Source organism: Hydrogenobaculum sp., assembly GCF_049967395.1.
In the GTDB taxonomy this organism is placed as follows: Bacteria; Aquificota; Aquificia; order Aquificales; family Aquificaceae; genus Hydrogenobaculum.
On record NZ_JBMFST010000019.1, the window covers coordinates 1 to 25,113 of the forward strand.

The 25,113-nt window shown below is 37.2% G+C and carries 32 protein-coding genes; 30 read left to right on the forward strand and 2 right to left on the reverse strand.

Features of this window, described 5'->3' with window-relative positions:
• The first annotated feature begins 86 nt into the window (after positions 1–86).
• The 25 genes from ACP5S8_RS04030 to ACP5S8_RS04150 all read left to right on the forward strand — a co-directional run bounded on the left by ACP5S8_RS04030 (position 87) and on the right by ACP5S8_RS04150 (position 19,117).
• Positions 87–635 (forward strand): DUF507 family protein, encoded by a 549-nt coding sequence (locus ACP5S8_RS04030; protein WP_461870001.1) that lies wholly within the window; start codon positions 87–89, stop codon positions 633–635.
• Between the two features lie 103 nt (positions 636–738).
• The gene (locus tag ACP5S8_RS04035; protein WP_012514127.1) at positions 739–972 is read left to right on the forward strand and encodes a sulfurtransferase TusA family protein; all 234 of its coding nucleotides are present in this window, start codon (positions 739–741) and stop codon (positions 970–972) included.
• Positions 973–982: 10 nt separating this feature from the next.
• Complete coding sequence (locus ACP5S8_RS04040) at positions 983–1,516, forward strand: DsrE/DsrF/DrsH-like family protein (RefSeq protein ID WP_461870002.1); 534 nt, start codon at positions 983–985, stop codon at positions 1,514–1,516.
• Positions 1,517–1,645: 129 nt separating this feature from the next.
• Positions 1,646–2,074 carry a DsrE family protein gene (locus tag ACP5S8_RS04045; protein WP_012514125.1) on the forward strand — a complete coding sequence of 143 codons (429 nt, stop codon included), beginning with the start codon at positions 1,646–1,648 and terminating at the stop codon, positions 2,072–2,074.
• 13 nt (positions 2,075–2,087) lie between these two features.
• Positions 2,088–2,810, forward strand: a complete 723-nt coding sequence (locus ACP5S8_RS04050; protein ID WP_012514124.1) for a 4Fe-4S dicluster domain-containing protein — start codon at positions 2,088–2,090, stop codon at positions 2,808–2,810.
• 52 nt (positions 2,811–2,862) lie between these two features.
• Complete coding sequence (locus ACP5S8_RS04055; protein WP_461870003.1) at positions 2,863–4,179, forward strand: heterodisulfide reductase-related iron-sulfur binding cluster; 1,317 nt, start codon at positions 2,863–2,865, stop codon at positions 4,177–4,179.
• Between the two features lie 20 nt (positions 4,180–4,199).
• Entirely contained in the window at positions 4,200–5,258 is a 1,059-nt protein-coding gene (locus ACP5S8_RS04060) for a CoB--CoM heterodisulfide reductase iron-sulfur subunit A family protein (RefSeq protein WP_461875821.1), read from the forward strand.
• Complete coding sequence (locus ACP5S8_RS04065; protein WP_461875823.1) at positions 5,258–6,031, forward strand: hypothetical protein; 774 nt, start codon at positions 5,258–5,260, stop codon at positions 6,029–6,031. The genes ACP5S8_RS04060 and ACP5S8_RS04065 overlap by 1 nt, the downstream gene beginning before the upstream one ends.
• A 12-nt stretch (positions 6,032–6,043) precedes the next feature.
• Positions 6,044–6,805, forward strand: a complete 762-nt coding sequence (locus ACP5S8_RS04070) for a 4Fe-4S dicluster domain-containing protein (protein ID WP_461875825.1) — start codon at positions 6,044–6,046, stop codon at positions 6,803–6,805.
• A gap of 12 nt (positions 6,806–6,817) precedes the next feature.
• Positions 6,818–7,780 (forward strand): CoB--CoM heterodisulfide reductase iron-sulfur subunit B family protein, encoded by a 963-nt coding sequence (locus ACP5S8_RS04075; RefSeq protein ID WP_461875826.1) that lies wholly within the window; start codon positions 6,818–6,820, stop codon positions 7,778–7,780.
• 59 nt (positions 7,781–7,839) lie between these two features.
• Positions 7,840–8,316: a glycine cleavage system protein GcvH gene (gene gcvH, locus ACP5S8_RS04080; RefSeq protein ID WP_461875827.1), complete on the forward strand. Its 477-nt coding sequence runs from the start codon at positions 7,840–7,842 to the stop codon at positions 8,314–8,316.
• A 1-nt stretch (position 8,317) separates the two neighbouring features.
• Positions 8,318–8,575: a thioredoxin family protein gene (locus tag ACP5S8_RS04085; protein WP_461875828.1), complete on the forward strand. Its 258-nt coding sequence runs from the start codon at positions 8,318–8,320 to the stop codon at positions 8,573–8,575.
• On the forward strand, positions 8,572–8,973 hold the full coding sequence (locus ACP5S8_RS04090; protein WP_461870008.1) for a DsrE family protein: 402 nt from the start codon (positions 8,572–8,574) through the stop codon (positions 8,971–8,973). The genes ACP5S8_RS04085 and ACP5S8_RS04090 overlap by 4 nt, the downstream gene beginning before the upstream one ends.
• A 52-nt stretch (positions 8,974–9,025) precedes the next feature.
• A complete protein-coding gene (locus tag ACP5S8_RS04095; RefSeq protein ID WP_461870009.1) occupies positions 9,026–9,472 on the forward strand; it encodes a biotin/lipoyl-containing protein in 447 nt (148 codons plus the stop codon).
• Between the two features lie 70 nt (positions 9,473–9,542).
• On the forward strand, positions 9,543–9,890 hold the full coding sequence (locus ACP5S8_RS04100; RefSeq protein WP_461870010.1) for a DsrE family protein: 348 nt from the start codon (positions 9,543–9,545) through the stop codon (positions 9,888–9,890).
• 10 nt (positions 9,891–9,900) lie between these two features.
• Positions 9,901–10,899 carry a radical SAM protein gene (locus ACP5S8_RS04105; RefSeq protein ID WP_461875829.1) on the forward strand — a complete coding sequence of 333 codons (999 nt, stop codon included), beginning with the start codon at positions 9,901–9,903 and terminating at the stop codon, positions 10,897–10,899.
• Complete coding sequence (locus ACP5S8_RS04110) at positions 10,892–11,659, forward strand: iron-sulfur cluster-binding protein (RefSeq protein WP_461875831.1); 768 nt, start codon at positions 10,892–10,894, stop codon at positions 11,657–11,659. The genes ACP5S8_RS04105 and ACP5S8_RS04110 overlap by 8 nt, the downstream gene beginning before the upstream one ends.
• 3 nt (positions 11,660–11,662) lie before the next feature.
• On the forward strand, positions 11,663–13,060 hold the full coding sequence (gene gltA, locus ACP5S8_RS04115; protein ID WP_461875832.1) for an NADPH-dependent glutamate synthase: 1,398 nt from the start codon (positions 11,663–11,665) through the stop codon (positions 13,058–13,060).
• Position 13,061: 1 nt separating this feature from the next.
• The gene (locus tag ACP5S8_RS04120) at positions 13,062–13,490 is read left to right on the forward strand and encodes a DUF4878 domain-containing protein (protein ID WP_461870014.1); all 429 of its coding nucleotides are present in this window, start codon (positions 13,062–13,064) and stop codon (positions 13,488–13,490) included.
• A 10-nt stretch (positions 13,491–13,500) separates the two neighbouring features.
• Entirely contained in the window at positions 13,501–14,451 is a 951-nt protein-coding gene (locus tag ACP5S8_RS04125; RefSeq protein WP_461875834.1) for a glycosyltransferase family 9 protein, read from the forward strand.
• A gap of 38 nt (positions 14,452–14,489) precedes the next feature.
• Positions 14,490–15,275 (forward strand): DsbC family protein, encoded by a 786-nt coding sequence (locus ACP5S8_RS04130; protein ID WP_461875836.1) that lies wholly within the window; start codon positions 14,490–14,492, stop codon positions 15,273–15,275.
• 5 nt (positions 15,276–15,280) lie between these two features.
• Positions 15,281–16,960: an alpha-glucan family phosphorylase gene (glgP, locus tag ACP5S8_RS04135; RefSeq protein WP_461875837.1), complete on the forward strand. Its 1,680-nt coding sequence runs from the start codon at positions 15,281–15,283 to the stop codon at positions 16,958–16,960.
• The gene (truA, locus tag ACP5S8_RS04140; protein ID WP_461875839.1) at positions 16,957–17,700 is read left to right on the forward strand and encodes a tRNA pseudouridine(38-40) synthase TruA; all 744 of its coding nucleotides are present in this window, start codon (positions 16,957–16,959) and stop codon (positions 17,698–17,700) included. Before glgP ends, truA begins: the two co-directional genes overlap by 4 nt.
• A complete protein-coding gene (locus tag ACP5S8_RS04145) occupies positions 17,700–18,503 on the forward strand; it encodes a serine/threonine protein kinase (RefSeq protein WP_461875841.1) in 804 nt (267 codons plus the stop codon). The genes truA and ACP5S8_RS04145 overlap by 1 nt, the downstream gene beginning before the upstream one ends.
• Positions 18,500–19,117 carry a PP2C family protein-serine/threonine phosphatase gene (locus ACP5S8_RS04150; RefSeq protein ID WP_461870020.1) on the forward strand — a complete coding sequence of 206 codons (618 nt, stop codon included), beginning with the start codon at positions 18,500–18,502 and terminating at the stop codon, positions 19,115–19,117. Before ACP5S8_RS04145 ends, ACP5S8_RS04150 begins: the two co-directional genes overlap by 4 nt.
• Here the strand turns inward: ACP5S8_RS04150 and dxs are convergent.
• Together dxs and ACP5S8_RS04160 are read right to left on the reverse strand one after the other, a co-directional pair.
• A complete protein-coding gene (dxs, locus tag ACP5S8_RS04155; protein WP_461875842.1) occupies positions 19,103–20,986 on the reverse strand; it encodes a 1-deoxy-D-xylulose-5-phosphate synthase in 1,884 nt (627 codons plus the stop codon). The genes ACP5S8_RS04150 and dxs overlap by 15 nt on opposite strands.
• Positions 20,987–20,999: 13 nt before the next feature.
• On the reverse strand, positions 21,000–21,404 hold the full coding sequence (locus tag ACP5S8_RS04160) for a hypothetical protein (protein ID WP_461875844.1): 405 nt from the start codon (positions 21,402–21,404) through the stop codon (positions 21,000–21,002).
• A gap of 171 nt (positions 21,405–21,575) precedes the next feature.
• Here ACP5S8_RS04160 and ACP5S8_RS04165 point away from each other — a divergent pair, with 171 nt between their 5' ends.
• From ACP5S8_RS04165 to ACP5S8_RS04185, 5 genes are all read left to right on the forward strand, one after another.
• A complete protein-coding gene (locus tag ACP5S8_RS04165; RefSeq protein WP_459892021.1) occupies positions 21,576–21,809 on the forward strand; it encodes a 4Fe-4S dicluster domain-containing protein in 234 nt (77 codons plus the stop codon).
• Between the two features lie 13 nt (positions 21,810–21,822).
• Positions 21,823–22,143, forward strand: coding sequence for a hypothetical protein (locus ACP5S8_RS04170; protein WP_461870023.1), 321 nt, complete (start codon positions 21,823–21,825; stop codon positions 22,141–22,143).
• Positions 22,143–22,694, forward strand: a complete 552-nt coding sequence (locus tag ACP5S8_RS04175) for a DJ-1 family glyoxalase III (RefSeq protein WP_461870024.1) — start codon at positions 22,143–22,145, stop codon at positions 22,692–22,694. Before ACP5S8_RS04170 ends, ACP5S8_RS04175 begins: the two co-directional genes overlap by 1 nt.
• 5 nt (positions 22,695–22,699) lie before the next feature.
• Complete coding sequence (leuS, locus tag ACP5S8_RS04180; protein WP_461875846.1) at positions 22,700–24,499, forward strand: leucine--tRNA ligase; 1,800 nt, start codon at positions 22,700–22,702, stop codon at positions 24,497–24,499.
• A 104-nt stretch (positions 24,500–24,603) separates the two neighbouring features.
• Positions 24,604–25,113, forward strand: a 510-nt coding sequence (locus ACP5S8_RS04185) for a porin (protein ID WP_461875848.1), incomplete at its 3' end; no start/stop codon positions are given.

A 25,113-nucleotide genomic window follows, 5' to 3' on the forward strand; every position in this document is an offset into this window, starting at 1 on the left:
ATGGCAGAAAAAAAGAGAGATGGCAGAAACGTTTATAAACATAGCAAAGCATTTTAGTCCTAAAATAAAAGTTTAAGGAGCTAAAGGTGAGATTACCAGAAAGGTTGGTGGAAAGAATAATAAATAAGTTAGTATCCGAGCTTTTAACAAAAAAATATATAGAAGTAGAGGATGTAGATTATTTTAAAAAACAGTTGCTAGCAATATTTAAAGAAGCCGATGAAGAAGAAAAAAACTTAGATGAAAGAGCAAAAGAAATATTAAAAGACCAACTATCTTATATAGAAAAAGAAAACATAGACTATAGAACAGCCTATAGAACTATAAGAATGAAGCTGGCTGAAGAAATGAAAATAGAAACAAAACCTAGAGAGCGCATGAACCAAATAACCAATAGAATAAGAGATCTTATTAAAAACGACCCAAATATAGAAATTTATGAAGATATACCAATGATAAGAAAAGTTATATCCTCTATCCTTATAGAAGCCGCCAAAGAGGAAGAAGAAATAGAGAAAGAAGTGCGTACGCGTATAAAAAACTACTCAAAGAAGATTGTAGAAGGCACGTCGGAGTGGAATATTCTATATAAAAGGATATATCAAGACACTCTAAAACAAAGAGGCCTTGCTTAACAGCAATTATAAAAAAAATTAATTTTTTTTTAATAAAATCTTAATACATAAAATATAAAATAAAGATTAAAATAAAAATAACTTTGTTTAGGAGGTATTTTACATGGCTGTAAAAGCAGACAGAACTTTAGATGCATCTGGTCTCAATTGTCCTTTACCGGTACTTAAAACCAAAAAAGAAATGGCAGAAATGTCATCTGGTCAAATTTTGGAACTCATCACCACAGATCCTGGAGCAAAAGCAGATATACCAGCTTACTGTAAAAGAACTGGCGATGAGTTACTAGAAACTGTGGAAGAAGGTGGAAAAATTATATTCTATCTAAAGAAAAAGTAAGGAGTTTGCTATGGAAAGACTGGCTATAATAGCCACAAAAGGTACGTTAGATATGGCATATCCGCCGCTGATACTAGCATCGGTAGCTGCTTCAATGGGTTTAGAAACAGCCATATTCTTTACGTTTTATGGCTTGAATATAATACATAAGGAAAAAGTAAACCAGCTGAAGTTGGCTCCCGTTGGAAATCCGGCTATGCCTATGGCTTTCCCACCGTCTATGGAAGAAAAGTTTCCTTTCCTTAAAAGCGTGTCAAACTTTATACCAGGCCCGCCTCAGCTAATGGGTGTAATACCAGGAATGACAGATTTAATGACTGAAATGATGAAAAAATCTATAAAAGAACATGGTGTTGCCTCTATACCAGAACTTCTTGAGCTATGCAAAGAAGCCGATGTAAAAATGATACCTTGTCAAATGACTATGGACCTTTTTGGATACAAATATGAAGATTTAATAGATGGTTTAGAGCCTCCAGGCGGTGCTATGACGCTTTTTGACTTCATATTGGAAGCCGATAAGCCTATAACAATTTTTGTATAGGATAGAGTATGGTATTGGCTAGGTTGTGTAGTTGTAGTGAAAGGCTTATAAGATTTTTATTATATTCTTATAAGCAAATCTTAATTGATTTTTTAAATTTTAGGATTAAACTTATTAAAGGAGAGATTTATGGCGGTACCTAACGGATTTGATAAGATTATTTTCTATATTTTAACTGTCCCATTTTTTGAAAGAGCTGATGCGGTGACCGGTGAGCTTATAAACCCTCAAGCGGGTGCACCTTTTTTCTTGGCTACTGCAGCTACTACGATGGACTTTGAAGTAGAGATGGTTATTACCTCAGAGGCTGGATTTTTATTGATGAAAGACAATGCAAAAAAGGTTAAAGTAAGACCTGGTGTAGAGCAAACTGTATATGATTTCATAAAAATGGCAAAAGAAGCAGGAGTAAAGGTATATCTTTGCGTACCATCTTTAGATTTGACGGAAGAATACAAGAGAGAGGATGTAAATACTGAACTTTGTGATGGTATAATAGGTGGTGCTGCATTCTTGGACAAAGTAATGAGTGGCGAGTACGCCGTTATAACTCTTTAAGGAGGTAATTGTTATGGATGGACACGCTTATGGATACAATCTTCCCATATCACAGAAGACTAAAGATGTGCCATGGGAAGAGAAGGTTAGAATTGTAGAGGAAGTCAAATCTGACTTTCGCTATCACGAATACATATTTGGGTGTTTAAACTGCGGTGTGTGTACTGCATCATGCCCATCAAATAGATTCTTTGATTATTCGCCCAGGGAGATAGTCCAAAGATTTTTGGAAGATGATGTGGAAGTGCTTTACGACATGATGCACGAATATATATGGGCTTGCTCTCAGTGTTTCACATGCTGGATAAGATGCCCGTTTGTAAACAACCCAGGCGGTTTAGTGGCTATAATGAGAGAAGTAGCTGTTAGAAACGCTTTTGATGCAACCAAAGATCTTCTCAAACCGTACGGTCGTGTGCTCTTGAAGGTTATGACCACTGGTAACCAGCTCTCAGCGGATATGCTTCAGCCGGACTTCTTCCCAGACTGGGGTCCAAAGATGGCTGACAATATGGAAAACCTGAGAGCAAAGCGTATGGCCATCCCGTTTGACGTAGGTAAAGCTGTAAAAACAGCTTGGGAAGTATCTCTTCAAACTGCCATAGAACTTTACAGTATTTGGAGAGAAACAGGTATATTTGATATGCTTGAGAAGATAGACCCCAACCTCTACAACGTTATTATGGATATGGTAGAAGAAAACGAAGAGCGTTGGGAAGATATGCAAGAAGAGTGATTTATGCAATTTTTGGCGTAGTGCCAAAAAAATTTTTTAGGAGGTTAGTTTTATGAGTTTACTTAGATATGACAAGACCAAATTTCCAATTCAAAACAACCACGCTCACTATGATGAAGTATTTGAGCGTATGGAAGAATTGGAAGCAAAGGGTGAGATCCTTATACATAGAATCACTGAGGAGCATAAACCCGTAGAGGTTTATACAAGAACTGGTCGTATAAAGACTGTGCCTACCAACAAGTTGTGGCATCATAAATCTTGCGGACAATGTGGTAACATACCAGGATATCCTGCTTCTATATTCTGGTTTATGAACAAGTTTGGATATGATTATCTTAACGAGCCACACCAAACTTCTTGTACCGCATGGAACTACCACGGTTCTGGCACATCAAACCCAGTAGCATTGGCCGCCGTATGGCTAAGAAACATGCACCAAGCTTGGAAAACCGGTTATTATCCTTTAATTCACTGCGGTACATCTTTTGGGTCTTATAAAGAAACCAGGGAACAGCTTATAATGAATAAAGAGTTGAGAGATGCTGTAAGACCTATACTTAAAAAGCTTGGTAGATTAGGACCAAATGGTGAATTGATAATACCTCAAGAAGTAGTACATTATTCAGAATGGACACATGCAAATAGATACAAAATAAAAGAGTTATATGAGAAAGAAGGTAAACCAAAGGGTATAGATGTATCCAATGTGAGAGTTGCTATACACAACGCTTGCCACGTTTGGAAAATGATAGCTGACGATTACGTATATGATCCAGAAATATATGGTGGCCAAAGACCAGCAGCATCTGCGGCTGTTATAAAAGAGCTGGGAGCTACAATTGCTGACTATTACACATGGTATGATTGCTGTGGTTTTGGATTTAGACATATCTTGACAGAAAGAGAGTTTACTAGGTCTTTTGCTATAAACAGAAAATTGAAGGTAATATACGAGGATGCTAAAGCAGATCTTATAGTTACTCACGATACTGGTTGCACTACAACTTTTGAAAAGAATCAATGGATAGGTAAGGCTCATGACATGTACTATCCAGTGGCTGTAATGTCAGATATTATGTTCTCAGCTTTAGCTTGTGGTGCACATCCATACAAGATAGTCCAGCTATACTGGAACTGCTCAAGCTATGAACCTCTCTTGGAAAAGATGGGTATAACCAACTGGAAAGAGCTAAGGAAAGAATGGGAAGACACCGTAAAATATATAAACGAGCTAGATAAAGCAGGTAAACACGATGAGCTTCAAGAATTCTTCAAAACCTATGACTTATATGAACCATACAGCAGAACATCAGATGGTAAACCAAGAGCAAGTGCAACGGCTGATAAGGTATTGTTTAGATCTTAATAAACCTTAGGAGGTTATATATGTCTAAGAACGTGTTAGTAATAGGTGGCGGGCCTGCTGGTGTATCCGCAGCTAAAACTCTTGGTAAATTAGGGATATCTACCATCTTAGTGGAAAAGGAACAAAAACTAGGTGGTAGACCAGTATTGGAAGATTACCATACCCTTATCCCAAGAAAGTTAAAACCATCACAAGTTTTAGGCCCAGTTATCGATGAAGTAACTAAGAACCCAAACGTTAAAGTCAAGTTAGGCACAGAAGTAGAAGCTTGCGAAGGTACGCCTGGTAATTACAAAGTAAAGCTATCAAACGGTGAAACTGTAGAGGCTGGAGCTATAGTAGTAGCTACTGGCTTCCAACACTTTAATCCAAGAAGAAAAGGTGAGCTAGGTTATGGGCTTTTCCCAGACGTAATAACAAACCTCGAGTTAGAGCAAATGTTTTCTCGTCAAGGCAAGCTCTATAGACCATCCAACGGCCAACTTCCAAAGCGTGTAGCGTTTGTATTCTGTGTTGGTTCAAGAGATAGACAATTAGGCGTATCAAATGTACACTGCTGTAGATATGGATGTGCTCTTTCTGGTTTACAAGGCACGGAGATAAGAGAGCATTATCCAGATGTAGATGTATTTTGCTATTATATGGACGTTAGAACATACGGTACTTGGGAATACCCATTCTATTGGGCTCCTCAAGAAAAAGCCGGTGTTAGATACGTAAGAGGAAGAATTGCTGAAATAACCTTCAGACCATCAGATGGTAGACTTGTGATAAAGCACGAAGATACCATAGTGCAAAGACCATCAGAAGTACCAATGGACTTAGTGGTTTTGGTGCTTGGAATGGAACCATCTGAAGGCACAAAGAAAGTTGCTAAGATGCTAGGTTTGAACCAAGATCAAGATAGTAAATTCCTAATACCTTCTGATAATTCAGGTTCAAATATCATATCCAACAAAGAAGGTATATTCATAGCAGGCGCTTGCAAAGGTCCTATAGATATAGAGTCTTCTATGTCTGAGGGTGAAGCAGCCGCTGCAGAGGCAATAGCTTTTATAGGAGCTAAGGTGAGTGTGTAATGAGCAACATTAAATCAAACGAGGGGTTCAAAGCGGCCCCTCTTGATGACTTTTTAGTAAGAGATTATCTGATAAAAATATTAGGAGATGGAGAAGAGTTAGCGCAAGAGTTCTATTCTAGGGTTCTTGAGAAATCGAATCTTTTTAGAGAGACATTCTCGAAGGAGCGATTAGCATCTATAGACAAGGATAAATTGCTTGATGTATTTTACAGAATGTACCCAGCTAGAAGGTTCAGAAACAAGATAGTTGAAGAAACTGGTGTTAACAACCTCAAAAAAGCTATAAGCGATCTTTTATATTCTAAAGCGGATACCTGGGAACAAAGGGTTAACGCTTTTACGGATATAATAAGAGGTGTAAGTAAGAAAAACGCTAGGGATATCGCGGCAGAGATATTGCATTTTACATTTCCAGAAGATTATATACTTTTTACCTCTTGGATATGGGACCCAGAATCTGAAAGTGGAGCTATTGTGTTCTTAAAAGAAGAAGCTCCGGTAAATGGACATGGCAGAGAGATGTATGGTTCTACTTACGAAGAATTTTATCAAACCTACGTTCAGGTTTACGAAAAGCTTTTGGAGTTCGGTATAAGAGTTAGGGGATTTTTGTTTGTAGATATCTTCTTAGCTATGATTTACGGTACTTACGTTGATTACATGACCTTGTCTACAATGCATAGTGCTAAAGGTTTTTTCCCGCCCGCGGATTTTATTGCTAAACGTCTGTTGGGTGTTTTAAGAGACGATGAAGTAACTTTTACCTATTAATAGGAGGTTGTTATGGCTATTCATGAACGTGGCCTTGTAGAGCAAGAACGTATAATAAAGAAAGATAGGATAGTTATAGACGGTGTTGATGCATCTGGAGATTGGAACCTTATAATACTTCCTCGTGTAATAAATGATTACGATTTAAACTTTGCCAAAGATATCATCAACCACCCCCAAGGGAAAACTATAAATCAGTGCTATCAATGTGCATACTGTACGGCTAGCTGTCCTGTTCATAACTATTGGGATGAAAAATACAACCCAAGACATTTCATATATCTAGCTAGATTAGGTATGCTAGATGAGTTGCAGAAAAGAGCAGATGTCATATGGAGATGTGTGTCTTGCCACAAATGTACTCACAGATGTCCAAAAGGTGTTTTGGTAGAGGAAGTATTAAAGGTAATAGTAAATCAAATGTCAAAAAGAGGTCTTATAGAAGAGTACCCATCTAAGAAATTTGATAAATTCTTCACAGAAAGCGTTATAGAGTATGGACGCATAGAAGATGGAGAATTGCTATTCGGTTGGATGGAAAAGCAAGGGTATTCTGTAATGAAAGATCCAATCCTCAAGAAACCAATACCTTTTGCAGGCGGTTTACCAGATTGGTTAAAGAGTTTAGCTATTAAACCGTTAAAGGGCATGAACATAGACTTCTTGATATTAAATGCTAAACATATGTTGATACATCCAAGAACTCAAAACTGGAATAGATTCAAACAAGTTCTTGAAAGAGTTATAAGAGAAGAAGGCATAATGACTCATTAAAGGAGGTTTTACATGGGTGTTATAGGTAAAAATGTAGCTTACTACCCAGGTTGCTCATTAGAAGGTGCGGCTAGAGCTTACGACGTATCTTTGAGACTAGTAGCTAAAGATTTGGGCTTAGAGCTTGATTATTTAAAAGATTACAACTGTTGTGGAGCAATGGAATCAAAGAATGTAACGTTCTGGGGTACTATTTTAATGAATGCTAGAAACATGTCTTTGGCTAGAAAACAAGGGCATGAAGTAATAGTGGCTCCTTGCAACGGTTGTTCTTTTTCACTACAAAGGGCTTGGTACTTTCTAACTACCGATAATTCTGTGCTTACTAAAACAAATGCCCTTTTAAGAGAAGGTGGTGTGGATCCTTTGGACGTAATACCTGAGACCTACCATGCTTTGGAATGGCTTTATGAAGAAGCTGGTCCAGAAAAAATAAAAGAGAAAACCAAGAAACCTTTAAAAGGTTTAAAGGTGGCAAACTATTACGGCTGTCTATACACAAGACCGCACTTTTATGCTAGGACATACTCGCATGCTGGCGGTCAGGACTTAGATAAAGATAGACCAATGAGAAGGGCTACAGCTGATGATGATGAACATCCATTTTTCCAAAACAAGCTTTTAGAAGCAGCAGGGGCTACTAGCGTAGATTTTGAACCTATGCATACTCAATGTTGCGGCGGCCCTCACTCCTTGTCGGACGAATCAGTGTCAGAAAAATTTGTGATGATGATACTGCAAAACGCTAAAAGAAATGGTGCAGATGTTATAGCTACCGAATGCCCACTTTGTCATGCTTCTTTGGAAATGTATAGACATAGATTAATGTTAAAAGGTGTTCCAGATGTTGATGTGCCAGCTGTCTATTTTACTCAGCTGTTAGGTCTTGCATTGGGAAGAAGCGCCTCTGAAGTAAAGCTAAAAGACAACCTATCTGATCCATTACCAGTGTTGAAAAGATACGGTTTGGCATGATATACTAAGTTGCCCCCATATTTCCTGGGGGCAATTTTAAGCTCTAGAGGTGTATAGGTATGGATTTACATGGCAATGTAGACGAAAATATAGTTGATCATAACGGGTGTTTAATACCAAAAGATTTGTATTACGATATAGAAAATCAAGTTTGGATTAGGTTAGAACCAGATGGCAATGTAACATACGGTCTTACAGATGTTGGACAAACTAGGTCTGGTAAGCTTTTACATATACGCATAAAAGATGTTGGTAAAAAAATACCCAAAGGCAAACCAGTGGCATCGTTGGAGAGCGGTAAATGGGCAGGTCCAATACCTTGTGTCGTAGAGGGTGAAGTAGTAAGAAGAAACGAAGAGTTGTTAGAGCAAGCGGATATAATAAATTATGATCCGTACGGTAGAGGTTGGATAGTAACTTTAAAGCCTGTAAATTTAGAAAGAGATTTAAAAGATTTGGTAACTGGTGAAGAAGCTATTAGAAAAATGAAAGAGTATATAGATAGAGAGGATATCATTTGTATGAGGTGTACATAGTATGGCGGCTTCTGATAAACATGTTATACTTTTAGTGTCTCAGTGGTGTGCTACATGTCCAGATGCAGATGCTCTTTATCAAAAGTTACAAGCTGAGCTTGGTTTCAAGTACGAAGTGCTTGACGTGGCTCAACCAGAAGGTAGGGCTTGGGCTAAAAAGTTAGTAGTTAGAAGCGTTCCATCTACCATAATAAACGGCAAGCTAACGTTTGTAGGAGTACCCTCGGAAGAAGAGGTAAGGAAGGTGCTTAACTCATGATGGAAGCAGAAGGTCAGAAAGTGTTAATACTTATGACAAGCGGTCCAAAAACACCTCATAGATGTGCTACGCCGTTTTTTATAGGAGCCTTAATGGCTTCAAACGATGCAATAGTAGAGATATTTTTTAATATGGATGGCACAAATTTAATACGAAAGGGTGTTCCAGAGTCTATATACCCCGGAGGAGATTCCTGCGTAGCAGGTCAAAAACCAAAATCTGTGTATGAATTTATGAAAGATGCCAAAGCTGCTGGTGTTAAACTTTATTCTTGTAAGCAGGCTATAGACTCGTCTGGTTTAAAAGAAGAGGAGTTAATACCACTGTTAGATGGTGTAGTACCAGCAGGTGAATTTGCTCAAAAATCCTTAGAAGCTGATAAGGTAATAGTTTTTTAGGCTTTTAAAAGTTAAAAATTAATTTAGAAAATAATTTATTAAGGAGGTATATATGGCAGTAGTAAACGGGTGCAACATCCCAGAGGATTTACTTTACGACGTTGACGCAGAGGCTAATGCCTTCACATGGGCAAAAGACAACGGTGATGGCACTTTCACGGTGGGCCTCACTTCCGTAGCTGCAGCGATGGCTGGTAGATTGGTGGCCTATACGCCTAAAAAACCAGGTAAAGCTGTGGAAAGAAGAAAGTCTGTAGCTACTATAGAAAGTGGAAAATGGGTTGGTCCAGTGCCATCTCCATTGAGCGGCGAAGTGGTAGAGATAAACGACGCAGTAAAAGCAAACCCTGCCTTAGCTAACGACGATCCATACGGTGCAGGTTGGATAGCAAAAATAAAACCTACCAATCCATCAGAAGTGTCAATGCTTCTTAAAGGCCCAGAAGCTGTAGAAAAGTTAGGTGCTATAGCAAAAGAAAAAGGTATCTCCTGCGGTTAATATAATCTATGCCCTACTCTTTTGGAGTAGGGCTACTAAATTTAAAAATCAATTGTATTTGGTGTTTTAAATGAAGAAACTAGCTATTGTGTTGATGTCTGATGTGAATATTAGTGAATTGAAAGTAGAGATGAGTATGAGGTTTGCTTTAAGGGCTTCCGAAGACCCAAGATTTGATGTTAGATTTTTCTTTTGGGCAGATGGAGTTAAAGTACCAAGGCAAATAGAGGATATACCTCATTTAAAAGATTTGTTTTATAAGCTTTTAGAAAAAGGTATTACTACAATGGCTTGTATAAACAACTCTACGAAGCTAGGAGAAAAAGAGTACAACGAAGAAAAAGGTATAAATGTTTTGGCTATTGGTCCAGAGCTTTTAGAACTTATAGATCAAGGTGCTGAAGTAATAACATTTTGAGGTAAACATTATGATAGATATAGAAATAAATGAAGCTTTTTTAGAAAAGCTGAAAACAGGCCTTAGAACAAAAGAAGAACATTTTGGAAGCAATATATATTTTTATGGACCTGGTTTTAAGTACTATGAAGTAGAAGATTTTAAAACTGTTTCAAAGCCAAGGTTTGTGGATATATCTATAACTGGTAAAAAGTGCGAGTTAATGTGTGATCACTGCGCTTCTAAGATATTACATCATATGATACCTGCCACTTCTCCTGAAGAACTTGTAAGGGTTTGCGAAGATCTAAAAGAAGCGGGCGTTGGAGGTATACTGATATCTGGAGGCTCAAACAAAGATAACGTAGTAGAGCTTTACGACTATAAAGATGCAATGATATATGCCAAAAAGGAGCTAGGACTTATAGTAACCTGTCATGTGGGCCTTGTGGATGAAAGACTAGCTAAGACGTTAAAAGAAGCGGAAGTGGATGCTGTTCTTTTAGATATTATAGGCGAAGATGAAACAATACATAAAGTTTATAAACTTCCTCATAAAAGCACTAAAGATTATGACGAATCTTTGAGGCTATTGAAAGAGCACGGTCTTAAAATAGTACCTCACATTATCATAGGTTTACATTATGGAAAAATTATAGGCGAGTTTAACGCGGTAGATATGATATCAAAATACGATCCAGATGCTTTAGTGCTTGTAGTGGTTATGCCTTACTACGGAAACGCGAGATATCAACTTATAAAACCTCCAAGCGCTGAAGAAGCTGCAGAGGTGATACTTTACGCTAGGCAAAAAATGCCAAAAAACCCTATAATAATAGGATGCGCAAGACCAGCAGGAGAGTATCGCTTGGCTTTTGATACATACGCTATGTTGGCAGGAGCAAACGGTATAGCTTTTCCCGCAGAGGGTATAGTGTCTCAAAGTATAGAATTTGGTATGAAACCGCACATATCCCCAAACTGCTGCTCTACTGTGATATTTGATATTAGGGATTTTGTGAATGGCTGAAGTACTAGAGGTTATAGATATTTCTAAAAGCCTGAAACTAATAACACTAAAGAGTTTGTATCTTTCAAAAGCAAAACCAGGTCAATTTTTTATTATGCAATATCAAGAAAAGCCAGAAAGAATACCCGTTTTTATCATGGATGCAGATATAGAACGTAATGCGGTTTCTTTTTTGTTGCAAAAGTCTGATGACATGGTGGTAACTGAGGCTTTTGAAAATATAAAACCAGGGCAAAAGTTGCATTACGTTGAAGGTCCAGCTGGGAAACCTTTTCCTCAGTTAGAATATAAAAATATACTCTTTGTAAGTATAAATTGGGGTTTTGCTGGCATATACAACGTCGCAAAACATCTAAAACCAAAAAACAAAATAGATCTTGCTTTCATAAATTCTGATGCTGTGCATTTAGAGGATTTAAGAAGCTATACAGGTATATTTGATAGTGTTTATGAGTTTGATAGTGTAGAAGCTTTTAGCAAGATTGATAAGCCATACGATATTGTTGTAAGCGCTGGTTCTAACGAGTTAGCTAAAGAGTTAGTTAGTGTTTATGAAGATAAAAATGTTTTATGCGCAGTTATAACCAGGATGCTTTGTACTGTAGGGCTTTGCTTGGCTTGCAGGATTCAGTACGATGGCAAGCTTAAGCTGCCTTGCGTGGAAGGACCTTGGCTTGAAGCCAACAAGATAGATTTTGATGATTTAAACAGAAGGCACCTCATCTTAAAAGAAGTGTTGGTGCGTTCTAGGAAGAGCTAAGCCATGAAGAAAATTAGGTATTACGATAGAAATCAAGAAGTTTTAATGCCAGTGGAAAAGCGTACAAAAACTTTTGAAGAGTACGCCCTTGGCTATACGATAAATTTAGCCATAGATGAGGCAAAGCGTTGTATACTTTGCAAAGATGCAGATAAAAGATGTATTAAAGGTTGTCCTATAAATGTAGACATACCAGGCTTTATATCAAAGATAGCAGAGGGTAACATATTGGAAGCTTACAAGATAATCACCCAAACAGATATATTCCCCTCAATATGCGGAAGGGTATGTCCTCAAGAAAGGCAATGTGAAGGCGCTTGTATATTGTACTTTGATACGGTAAGAAACAAGAGGAACAAAGGTTTGCCTGTTAATATAGGGGCTTTAGAAAAGTTTGTAGGGGATTTTGTAAGGATATCTGGCATAGAACCTTCAGTAGAGGTAGAAGATAAGAAAGGATACAAAGTTGCAATTGTGGGTTCAGGACCGGCATCACTAGGATGTGCTTATGAACTTGCTAGAAGAGGTATAGATGTTGAGGTTTACGAGGCGCTTCCTAAGCTTGGCGGTGTTATGTTTTACGGTATTCCAAACGCAAGACTTGATAAATCTATATTAGAATATGAAATAAACAAGCTTAAAAAAATGGGCGTAAAGTTTCACACTGGCATAGTAGTAGGAAGAAGTGTATCGCTTAAAGAACTAAAAGAAAGCTTCGATGCAGTGTTTATAGGCGTAGGTGCTGGTAGAGGAAATCTAGGTATAAAAGGAGACAACCTTATAAATGTGTATTCTGCGATAGAGTTTCTCATGAATATAGCCTTAGGTTGTCCAATGGCCGATATAAAAAAAGTAGCCATAATAGGTGGTGGATTTACAGCTGTAGATTGTGCTATAAGCGCCATAAGGTTTGGCATGGAAACCCATGTAGTTTATAGAAGAACCAGAGAGACTTCTTCGGCTAGAGACGAAGAATGGGACCATATTCAAGAAGAAGGTGCTATAATACATTGGCTTACACAGCCAAAAGAAATAATAGGAGATGAAAACGGCTATGCAAAAGGCCTCCTTTGTGTAAAAATGGAACTTGGTGAACCAGACGAATCAGGAAGACCTAGACCAGTTGAGGTGCCAAACTCAGAGTTTGTTATAGACTGCGATGCGGTGGTTTTAGCCATAGGCCAAAAACCAAACCCTATAGCCTTTGAAGAACTAAACCTAAAAACTACAAAATGGGGTACTCTTGAAGTAGACCAACATTATATGTGTTCTGTGGATGGTATATTTGCTTCTGGGGATGTGGTAAACGGCGGTGATACTGTAGTAAGAGCTTTAAAAGAGGGAAAAGAAGCGGCCAAGCATATTTACGATTATCTTATTAATAAATTTAGGAGGTCATAGCATGTCAAAGAAAAAAATTGTTATAGGAATAGTAGCCTTAGGGGCTGTGTTTCTGCTTTTTAGAGCTTGTGGGTCTTCACCTCAAGGGATATCTAGAGATTTAGTGTCAGATTTTGTGGCGAATCTAAAAGACCATCATCCTATGAAAGCCATAAGAAAGCTTGACCCAAGCTTAAGGGAAAGTTTAGAAAACCAATTAAAATTACCGCTTGCTTTGGTAGAGATGAAACCATACGAAGCTTTAGGAGCTTCTTTGGAGGGTCAGATGTCTTTCGTAAAATCTTGGAAAATTAAAAATGTGTCAAAAATCTCAGATTCTGAGGTAAAGGTTGTATTGGAAACCAAAGACAACGAGCATATGGAACGTGATATAACCTTTACTGTATCAAAAGAGGATGACTCTTGGAAGATAACCAGCATAAGTTTTTAACGTTTATTTATTGAAAGTACTTGTCTGGCAAACAGCTTACTTAGGGGATGTGGTGTTGGCTACATCCCTTTTGCAAAATACCGTTGATATTTTTGGCGAGTACAACGTAGGTTTTGTAGGAAGACCTTTTATAAAGGATGTTTTATATGGGTATCCTATAGAGCTTCACCCTTACAACAGGTCGTTAAAAGATTCTTTTAATATACTAAAAGCCATAAAGGGTTACGATGCTGTTTTGTCTTTGCACGTATCTTTTAGAAGCGCCTTAATGCTGTATTTATCTGGCATTAAAAAGCGAATAGGTTTTGATAGGTCAGAGGGAAAATTTTTATATACAGACCTTATACCTTACAAAGAAAAGGGTATTCACGAGATAGAAAGAAATATAAAACTTTTGGAGCTTTTAACGTCAAAAAAACTAAACCCAAAACCCCCAAAGCTGTATTTAGAAGAAGGAATAAAAGATGTTGTTAAAAAAAAGTTCCGCTTACCCAATTCTTTTATAGCAATATCTCCTATATCAAATTTTTTCTTAAAAACTTGGAAACTAGAGCACTTCATAGCACTTTCAAAATCTCTTGACAAACCTGTAATTATACTATCTGACAGGCGTTTAGAGGCTTTTGACAATATTAAAAATGTTTTAAACTTATCTGGACTAACATCTTTAAAGGAGTTTTTGGCCGTTGTAAGTCTTTCTTCTCTTGTGATAGCAAACGATTCTTCTGCTATTCATATAGCAAACGCCTTTGGTGTGAAAGCTATTTCAATATATTGTGCTACTTCAGCCTCTTATGGGTTTTATCCTACAGACGGGTTTTATTTAGAGCCTAAACTTTATTGTCATCCTTGTTCTATAAATCCTAAAAGCTGTAAAACAAATACCTACCAATGCCTTGATTTTGTGAAACCAGAGGATGTGCTGGAGAAGGTGAAGACTATTCATGATTTATTCATTTAGCTGTGGTATAATGGCATTTAATATTTAGGAGGTTTTTTATGTATAAAAAGTTGTTGCTGTCTATAGGTGCTTTTGGTATGATGATAAGTGGTGCTTACGCAAAGGACTCTTGTCCATCGAAAACGGAGGTTAAAAGCATATTGAAAAATTTTAACCTACCCCCTACTATAAAAATAGAAGATGTATATCCATCCAAAAGGCTTAACGGTTTTTGCGAAGTGGTGTTTAAAGTATCTCCGTTAAACGCTCAATACTTTTTTATAAGCAAAAACGGAAACTATATAATACAAGGTCAGGTTATAGACATAAAGCGTAAGTCTTTGGTAGCCCCAGATTTATCTAAGTATGAAAAGTTATCACAACATCAACTAAAAGAGTTAGAAAATCATGTTGATTTTGTATACAACGGTAAAAACGCTAAAAACTTTGTCTATTTTATAACAGACCCACAATGTCCATTCTGTCATGAAGCGGAAAACCCTCTTAAAGAATGGGCAAAGAAAAACCATATAGCGATAAAGGTAATTTTATATCCTGTGCAAACACCAACAGGTTCTTTGCATCCTGGTTCTGTTAAGAAATCTGCCGAGCTTTTATGCGATAACAACGCTAGCTACAGTATGTTGGAATTTATGTACAGCGCTCCGGTACCAAAAAACCCTTGTAAAAAAGGCCTAGAAAAAGTGAGAAAAAACATATCATATCTACAAGGTTTAGGAGTAGACGGAACACCTACGTTCGTTGGCCCTACCGGCAAAGTAGAAACTGGTATTGCAAACTCAAAAGAAGCAATGTACAAAGAGTTTGACAATCTGATAAAATAATCGTTATGATAGCTTATTTTGTAATGGAGTGTGGCGTAGAGCCATATATACCCACTTATAGCGGTGGGCTTGGAGTGTTGGCTGGTGATACGCTTCAAAGCCTTGCGGATTTAAAAGTGCCTTCTGTGGGCGTTACTATACTTTGGAGAAAAGGTTATACATCTCAGCATCTTACGGCTCATGGAGCTCAAACAGATTTTCCGCAAACTTGGGACCCATCAAAATATTTGAAGCCCTTAGATGTTAAAATCAAAATACCTGTTAACGGTCAAGATATATATGTGACGGCTTGGAAATACGATATGATGGGTATAAATGGTCATATAGTGCCTGTGCTATTCTTAGATACAAACTTAAAAGAAAACCAGCCGGAGATAAGGCAAATATTTGACAGGCTTTATCTTGCCCAAGGGAAAGACAGAATGCTTCAAGAGATTATATTTGGTATAGGTGGTTATGAGCTTTTAAAAGCTTTAGGTTATAAGATAATGGTATATCATATAAATGAAAGCCATTCAGCGTTTCTCACGGTAGGTCTTTTGAAAGATCTACAAGATATAGAAAAGGTGAGGGATAGGGTAGTTTTTGTAACTCATACCCCTGTGGCAGCCGCTTTTGACAAGTTTCCAATAGAAGATGTAAAAACGTATTTAAAAGATTATATCAAAGATGCTAACATGGAAGATCTTTTTGATCACGATCAAGAGTTTAACCTATCTTGGGTATCTTTAAAAGCAGCTAGAACCGTAGCTGCCGTATCAAAAAAACACAAATACGTATCCGAAAGCATCTTTGAAGGGCATAAGTTAGAGTATGTAACAAACGGTGTGCATCATATGAGGTGGGTATCACCTCACCATAAAAAGCTTTACACAGAATTTATAAGGGGTTGGGAAGAAGACCCTTCATTGCTAAGACAGATAGTAAATGTGCCAGACCAGATATTTGTACAAGTCCATCAAAGGGCAAAAGACGACCTTATAGATTTGGTAAACTCTCAAACGGATGCTTCCTTTTCTAGAGATTGGTTTACTATAGGGGTAGCAAGGCGTATAACAGCCTACAAAAGAAATCACATGATATTGAAAGATATTGATTGGCTCATAGATATAGCCAACGATTTTAACGGTATTCAAATAGTATTTTCTGGTAAGGCTCATCCGCTTGACGGGGAAGGCAAAGCCATCATAAAAGAGATATTTGATGCAAAAGATTATGCAAAATCCAAAACCAACAAGCTAAAAATAGCTTTTATAGAAAATTACGACATGTATAAGGCTAAAATTATTGTATCTGGTGTAGACATATGGTTAAACACTCCGCAAAGACCTTTGGAGGCTTCTGGTACAAGCGGAATGAAAGCAGCCTTAAACGGCGTTCCACATTTCTCTGTGTTGGATGGATGGTGGATAGAGGGTTGCATGGAAAATGTAAACGGCTGGTCTATAGGCAAAAGGACATCTTGGGAAGATATAGCCTTAGAACCAGAGTGGGATAAGGACGAGATACACGACCTTTACAACAAGCTTAGATATATAATATTGCCTACTTACTACAACAGCTTTGGAAAATATGTAAACGTCATGAAAATGGCTGTAGCTACAAGCGGAACATATTTTAATACAAATAGGATGGTGATGGAGTATATAACAAAGCTTTATCTAAAGAACACGTTGGCGGTGTGAAGAACTACAAATTTACAATATCCTTTTTGGGTACAAATTATAGCGGATGGCAATATCAACCAAACGTGCCCACTATACAAAACGAAGTAGAAGAAAAGCTATATTACATAGTAAACAAGAAAAAACCTATAAAACAAAAAATAAGGGCTATAGGTTGTTCTAGAACAGATAAAGGTGTTCATGCTATTGAGTTTGTGTTCAACGTCAAGATGGAATACGATAAAGACTTAAACTTTTTAAGAAAAGCCCTAAACAGTGCTCTACCAAAGGATATAAAAGTCCACAGCATAGAAGAAGTACCTTTGGAGTTTAACTCACGTTTTGACGCTTTTAAAAAAACATATATATATAAATTATTTTTTGGTGAAAAAAACTCACCGTTTTTCCAAGATAGGGCTATGCTGGTATATAAACCTACAGATTTAGGCAAGATGATGGAGATATCTTACTTGTTTTTAGGTTATAAGGATTTTAGAGGGTTTACTAAAGAGTTTGAAGATGAAAACAGCTATTGCTTCGTAGAAAATATAACTTTTAATATAGATTATCCCTTGGTAGAAATATCGATCACTGCCAATAGATTTTTGAGGTATATGGTAAGACGCATAATAGGTACGATGCTATCTTACGCTCAAGGGCTTATATCCATAGACGATGTAAACGATTTTTTAAAAGCCAAAAAAGTTTCAAACCACACGGCAAAAGCGCATGGGTTATACTTAAAAAAGGTGTATTACTGATGGAGATAGGCGATATAGTTTTAGATATGTATAGGATAGTAGGTATTCTTGGGGAAGGTGAGTTTGGTAAGGTATACAAAGTTGAGGGTTTAAAAGGTAAATACAAGTGGAAGGAGTTTGCATTAAAAATAGCAAAAGATGAATATGCTATAGAATACCTCTGGAAAGAAGTCCAATCTCTTATTCTTTTAAGACACCCAAACATCATATCTTTGATAAGCTATTTGTATAAAAAAGATGAAAAGAGATTGTATGTTATATACGAGCTTATGGATACTGGAAATTTAAAAGAATATATATCTCACCAAAGTCTCAGCAAAGAGCTTGTGTTGAAGATTTTTGCGGATATAACCAACGGCCTTGCTTTTTTACATCAAATGGGCTATATACACAGCGATATAAAACCAGATAACGTGTTTGGCAAAAAGATATTGAAAGGGCTAGTGTGGAAGTTGGGAGATTTTGGGCTTTTAAAAACAAAAAAAGGTCAATCTCTTATATCTGTAAAAGGTACTGTAGGCTATATAGCGCCTGAGATATTTAGAAACGAGATATACCCAGCAAGCGATATATTCTCAATGGGAGCGTTGATTCACTATATTCTTACAAAAAAAGACCCTTTTGATGTAGAAAGCGACATCCCAAAGCTAAAAAGAAACAAAAACTGCGATTACAAGATATCAGAAGACATACCTCAAAAAACAAGAGAGTTTATAAAAATGCTTTTAGAATGCGATTACAACAAAAGATTTCAAAACGCTATAGAACTAAGAGAATATCTAAAAACTTACGAGATTTTATGAATATAGTCTACGAGTGCGGACAGATAATTGGGGATAAGAATTATCAAAGCGATGAAATATTTGTGCAAGATAGCGTATTTGCAGTGGCAGATGGTATGGGAGATAAAAACTCCGGAAAGCTTGCTTCAAAAATAGCTATACAGGTGTTAGAGCGATATCTTTATGATATAGAAAAGGCTTTTGATAAAATAAACAAGGAGATTATAAACAGGTTGAGTAAATATGCAGATGGGCTTATATGTGGTACCACGCTTAGCGTATTAAAATGCGATTTAAACACTATGATGTATCATATTTATCATGTAGGAGATTCAAAAATATTTCTTATTCGTAATAAAAGCTTAATACAGCTTACTAAAGACCAAAGCAAACTAGAAAACCATAAAAAATATGTAAAAGCTCTCGGCACAAATTGGAGTATAGAGTTATACAAAGAGCAAGGAAACATTGAGAAAAACGACATTTTTTTAATATCCACCGATGGTATATGCGATATAAAAGATATATTGGAAGATATAGTAGAAAAAGACCCTAAAGCTATAAAAGAACATATATTATCAAAAGAGCGTCTCATAAAAGACAACCTGTCGTTTATAGTGTTAAAAGTTTTTTAGCTTTTCAGAGGAAAATATGCGCTCTAATACGAACTTCTTAATACCGTCTTTTGTAAGGTTGAACATCTCTCTCAACTCTTTTTGAGAAGCATGCTCTACAAACTTATCTGGAATACCTATTCTATAAAGTTGTACATCTAACATGTTGTCGTTAAAAAACTCTAAAATAGAAGCCCCAAAACCACCTTTTAAAACTCCGTCTTCAACGCTTAAAACAACGTTAAACCTTTTTGCTATATCAAAAAGCATATCTTTGTCTAAAGGCTTTATAAACCTTGCGTTTATCACCTCTGCGTTTATGCCATGGTCTAAAAGTTCATAAGATGCCTCTAAAGCTTCTTTTAAGAGATAGCTATTTGTAAGTATAGCTATATCTGTACCAGGTTTTAATACTTCCCATTTGCCAATTTTTATGAGCTTTGGTGCTCTTTCTTCTTTGGATAAAACCGCTTCTCCTCTTGGATATCTTATTACAAACGGTTTGTTGGAATTTATGGCTGTGTAAAGAAGGTCTAGAAGCTCTAGGTTGTCTTTAGGAGATGAGATAACAACATTTGGTATACAATTTAAAAACGATATGTCAAAAACCCCGTGGTGTGTAGGCCCATCTTCTCCTACCAAACCAGCTCTATCCACTGCGAAAACAACGTTTAGGTTTTGAAGGGCTATATCGTGTATGATTTGGTCGTAGGCTCTTTGCATAAAAGTAGAGTAATAGGCCAAAACTGGCTTTAGGCCACCTGCAGCAAGTCCAGCGGAAAACGTGGCGGCGTGTTGCTCTGCTATACCAACGTCAAAAAACCTGTCTGGATATTTTTTAGCAAAATCAATAAGACCAGAACCCTCTTTCATGGCCGGGGTTATGGCTACTACTCTTTCATCAAGCTCTGCTATTTTAAGAAGCGCTTCTGAAAAGCATTGGGTCCAAGATTTACCACCAGACATTTTTGAAGCTTCACCGGATTCCTTCTTGTAAGGGGCCACTCCATGCCATTTTACAGGGTTTTCTTCCGCTGGTTCGTAGCCTTTGCCTTTTTTTGTGACGATGTGTATTAATACAGGCCCGTCTATAGATTTTGCGTTTTTTAACGTTGTTTCAAGGGCTTCTTCATTGTGACCATCTATTATACCTATGTAATTTAGGCCAAGCTCTTCGAACAAAATACCAGGTGTGGCGAAACCCTTCACAAATTCTTCCGTGAGTTTTGCAAATCTTCTGGGTACAAACCCTGCTTTATCTAAAATATTTTTTATTTTGTTTCTTGTATCTTGTATGTGTTTGCCGGTGATTAGTTTGTTTAGATATGTGGATATTGCACCTATATTTTTTGATATGGACATTTCGTTGTCGTTTAAGATTATTATGAGTCTGTTGTGGTGAAGATGACCTATGTTGTTTAAAGCTTCGTAAACCATGCCAGCAGTCATAGCGCCGTCTCCTATGACAGCTACTACGTAGGAGTCATCTTTTAATAGGTCTTTTGCCACCCTAAAACCTTCTGCCGCTGATATAGAAGTAGAGCTATGCCCGGCTCCAAAGGCATCGTATATACTTTCTTCTCTTCTTAAAAATCCAGATATTCCATCTTTTTTTCTAAGCGTATGGAATACATTCTTTCTATCTGTTAGTATCTTCCAAGGGTAAGCTTGATGCCCTATATCCCAAACTACAATATCCTTTGGTACATCAAAAACCCTTAAAAGTGCTATGGTGAGCTCCACAGTACCAAGACCGGGAGCCACGTGGCCACCGTTTTTAGATGTTACATCTATGATAAGGTCTCTGACCTCTTTAGCTAAGACTTCCAATTCTTCTTTTGATAACTCTTTCAAATCCAATAAGCTGTTTACGCGCTCTAATACACTCATTTACATTAATATATTATCTTGCTACAAAATCAAATATGATATCAAGACCTAAAAACACCGTTAGAAGGCATAAAAATATTCCACTTACCGCAATAGCTATGCCTTTTATTCTGCCGGCATCTTCTTGTTTTACCCAAAGATACATGAAAGTACCTATTATGTAAAGGGCTGCAAATATGGCAATCCATTTGTGCAAAAATACAAAAAGTCCTGGTGCTTTCACCATAACGTAAGATATCCTCTGAGCACCAAAACCGGTGAGTACCGCTAAAATCCCAAATATCACAGACAATCCATGATTTGTAAGACCAAATAGCATTATAGACTTCTTTTTATAAAGCGTAAATACTAGAAGATAGGCAACGAAAGCCGTTAGAGCGTAAACACCTGTAAACATCGCAAAAAAAGCGTGCAGCATAACTTATACCTCCGTAAGTATTAGAATATAATTATAAACCATAAACTAAAGCACAACATAAAAATATTCTTATAAGAAGCTCAAAAACGCTTATACTATAAAAAGACATATTGACACACTAAACAAATGTTATAATATATACTTATCCCATTCTTAAAGGAGGCGTCGGTTATGTATTATGTAGCTAAAGTTATAAATGACGAATGCAGTAAATACAACTGCAAACAATGCACACTTTTTTGTCCAGAGCCAAATACCCTCATGTACGATGACAACGAACATCACGCTTACGTAGTTACAAATAGATGTAAAGGTTGTGCTCTTTGTGTATACGTATGCTCTGATATGCTAAAAAGAAACGCTATAAAGATGGTTATGGCAGAAGCCCACGAAGAAGTGGCATAAGTGGAATATATTTATGGAATTTTCAAAAGAACAGCTGGAGTTTTTGTCAAATATATTTGAGCAAGACATTACCAACGATAATTTTGATGAGATACTAACATCTAAAAACTACAAACTATACGAATGTAAGGGTTGCGGGAAACTTATACTCCATGATAATTACGAATTTTGGAACATAACCGAATGCTGTGATGACAACTCTAAGATAATGGACGATGGTACTTTGATGTGTGAAGTTTGTTATTCAAGGTCTTTGGAAAATATGATGAGTTGGTTAAACAGAAGACCGGAGTGGGCAAAGGAAGTAAAGTTTGATATAAAAAGGAGGGAATGATGGCGAAAGTAGCGGTTTTACTAGCTCCTGGTTTTGAAGAAATAGAAGCGATAGCTCCTATAGACATCCTAAGAAGAGGCGGAGTAGAGGTATTAATAGTAGGCGTGAAAGACAAAGTCATACCAAGCGCTAGAAACGTCAAGATTGAAACAGATATTACGATAGATGAGCTAAAAGATGTAGATAGCTTAGATATGATTGTGATACCCGGTGGTATGACGGGCGTTGAAAACCTTAAAAAAAGCCAAGAGGTAAAAAATCTTATAGAACAGATGAACAACAAGAAAAAGTATGTAAGCGCTATATGTGCAGGCCCTCTTGTATTAAAAGAAGCTGGTGTTGTCTCAAATAGACAAATAACCTCTCACCCTTCTGTAAAGCTTGAGTTTAGTGAATCTTTATACAAAGAAGAACCAGTGGTAGAGGATGAAAATATAACAAGCAGCAGAGGACCAGCTACAGCTATGCTCTTTGGTTTTAGGCTTTTAGAAAAATTAACTTCAAAAGAAAAGGCAAAAGAAGTGGCCAAGGCGATGCTTTTTGAATATTGATAGATATGGATTTTAAAAGCATAGAAAAAAAGTGGCAAGAGCGCTGGGAAAAAGAATCTAAAACCCAAGAGCCCATAAACAAATTTTACGTGCTTGAAATGTTTCCGTATCCTTCTGGCAAGATACACATGGGGCATGTTAGAAACTATACCATAGGAGATGCTATAGCCCGTCTTAAGAGAATGGAAGGCTACAGCGTGCTTCATCCGATGGGGTGGGATGCTTTTGGGCTTCCAGCAGAGAATGCCGCCATCAAAAATAACTTAAGACCAGACATTTGGACTTATTCAAATATAGATTACATGAGAGCTCAATTAAAATCTCTTGGGTTTTCTTACGACTGGGATAGGGAGATAGCTACCTGTGATCCTAGCTATTACAAGTGGAACCAGTGGATTTTTTTGAAAATGTATGAGAAAGGCGTTGTTTATAGAAAAACTGCCACCGTAAACTGGTGTCCGGTGGATGAGACTGTCCTTGCCAACGAACAAGTAATAGATGGTAAATGTTGGAGGTGTGGGACTCTTATAGTCCAAAAAGAAATTCCCTCTTGGTATATAAAAGTTACAGACTACGCAGAAAGGCTTTTGGAAGATTTGAAGCTTTTAGAAGGAAAGTGGCCTCAAAAGGTTTTAACCCAGCAGAAAAACTGGATAGGAAAAAGCGAAGGAGCGTTGGTAAGGTTTCCCCTTGAAAGAAAGGTAAAAGATTTTGAGTACTTAGAAATCTTTACCACCAGAATAGACACTATATACGGGGTAAGCTTTATGGCGATAGCCCCAGAGCATCCTCTGGCAAAAGAACTATCTCATGAAAACCAAGCATTAAGAGATTTCTTAGAAAAAATGTCTCACATATCCACCAAAGAAAGAGGCACCACCTCAGCAAAAGAAGGTGTTTTTACAGGTTTATATGCAATAAATCCGGTCAACGGTAAAAAGATACCTATCTATGTGGCAAACTATATATTGATGGAATATGGTACTGGCGCTATAATGGCGGTGCCTGCTCACGATCAAAGGGATTTTGATTTTGCAAAAGCCTATAACTTGGATATTATACCTGTTATAAAACCTCAAAATGATCATGATTTTAATGAAAAAGCCTACGAAGAAAAGGGAATACTTATAAACTCTGATATCTTCGACGGACTTACATCTGACGATGCCAAAGAAAAGATTTTAGAGTTTTTAAAAGCCAAAAACTTAGCCGAGAAAAAAATTTCTTACAAGATAAAGGACTGGAACGTTTCAAGACAGCGCTATTGGGGCACTCCTATACCTATGATACACTGTGAAAACTGCGGTATTGTCCCGGTGCCTTACGAAGACTTACCAGTGCTTCTTCCAAAAGATGTAACCTTTACAGGCCACGGAAACCCTTTAGAACATTCAGAAAGCTTTGTAAATACCACATGCCCAAAATGCGGTGGCAAGGCAAGAAGAGAAACAGATACGATGGATACGTTTTTTGATTCCTCTTGGTATTTTATAAGGTTTACAGACCCCAAAAACGATAAGCTACCCTTTGATAAAGATATAGCCAACAAATGGATGAACGTTGATATATACATAGGCGGTATAGAACACGCCGTGCTTCACCTTCTTTATTCGAGGTTTTTTGAAAAGTTTTTATACGATATAGGTCTTATAGACCATATAGAACCCTTTGACAAGCTCATCACCCAAGGCATGGTCTTAAAAAAATGGGTAAGCGTAGGAAAGCTCTTGGATTATCTTGGGCTTACCGAAGAGGATGATGTAGAGCTTTTAGTAGAAAAGTTAGAAAGTATGAAAACTACATAAAATTATTAAAATATTGACATATCTTATAAAAATAAAATGAAATCTTAATGAAAAATTAACAATTGCCTCCTATAATGAATACATCAACTATTAAGGAGGTTTGTATGAAAAAGAAGCTGTTATTAGCACTTTCTGTCTTTGGTATGGCTATGATACCAATTCATAGCGCCAACGCTATACTTTTAAAAGCCAACGACAACGAGTTTGCAAACGTAGGTCTTAAGCTGGCTATCTGGGCTCAAGACAACGGCAAAGTCACCACCAACGACCACAGTGGTGTAAACTTCTCAGTAGAAAACGCAAGGCTCTACTTCTCAGGCCAGATAAACCCTATCGTCCAATTTGGGGCAAACATAGATTTTGCAGATAATACAGCTTTGTCTCCAGATGGTTCTGCAAGAGCTCACGGCGGTATGCCACACACCCTTGCAAAAGACGCTTTTATAAACCTTAAATTTATGCCGCAAGCCCAACTTATGGCAGGATTATTCTTAGACCCGTGGTCAAGAGTAGCTCTTGGAGACCTATACTCTTTCATAGTGCCCCTCGAAAACTACAACCCAGGTATATCTGAGATAAACGTAGATGGCGGTAATCTTTTAAAATCTTCTTCA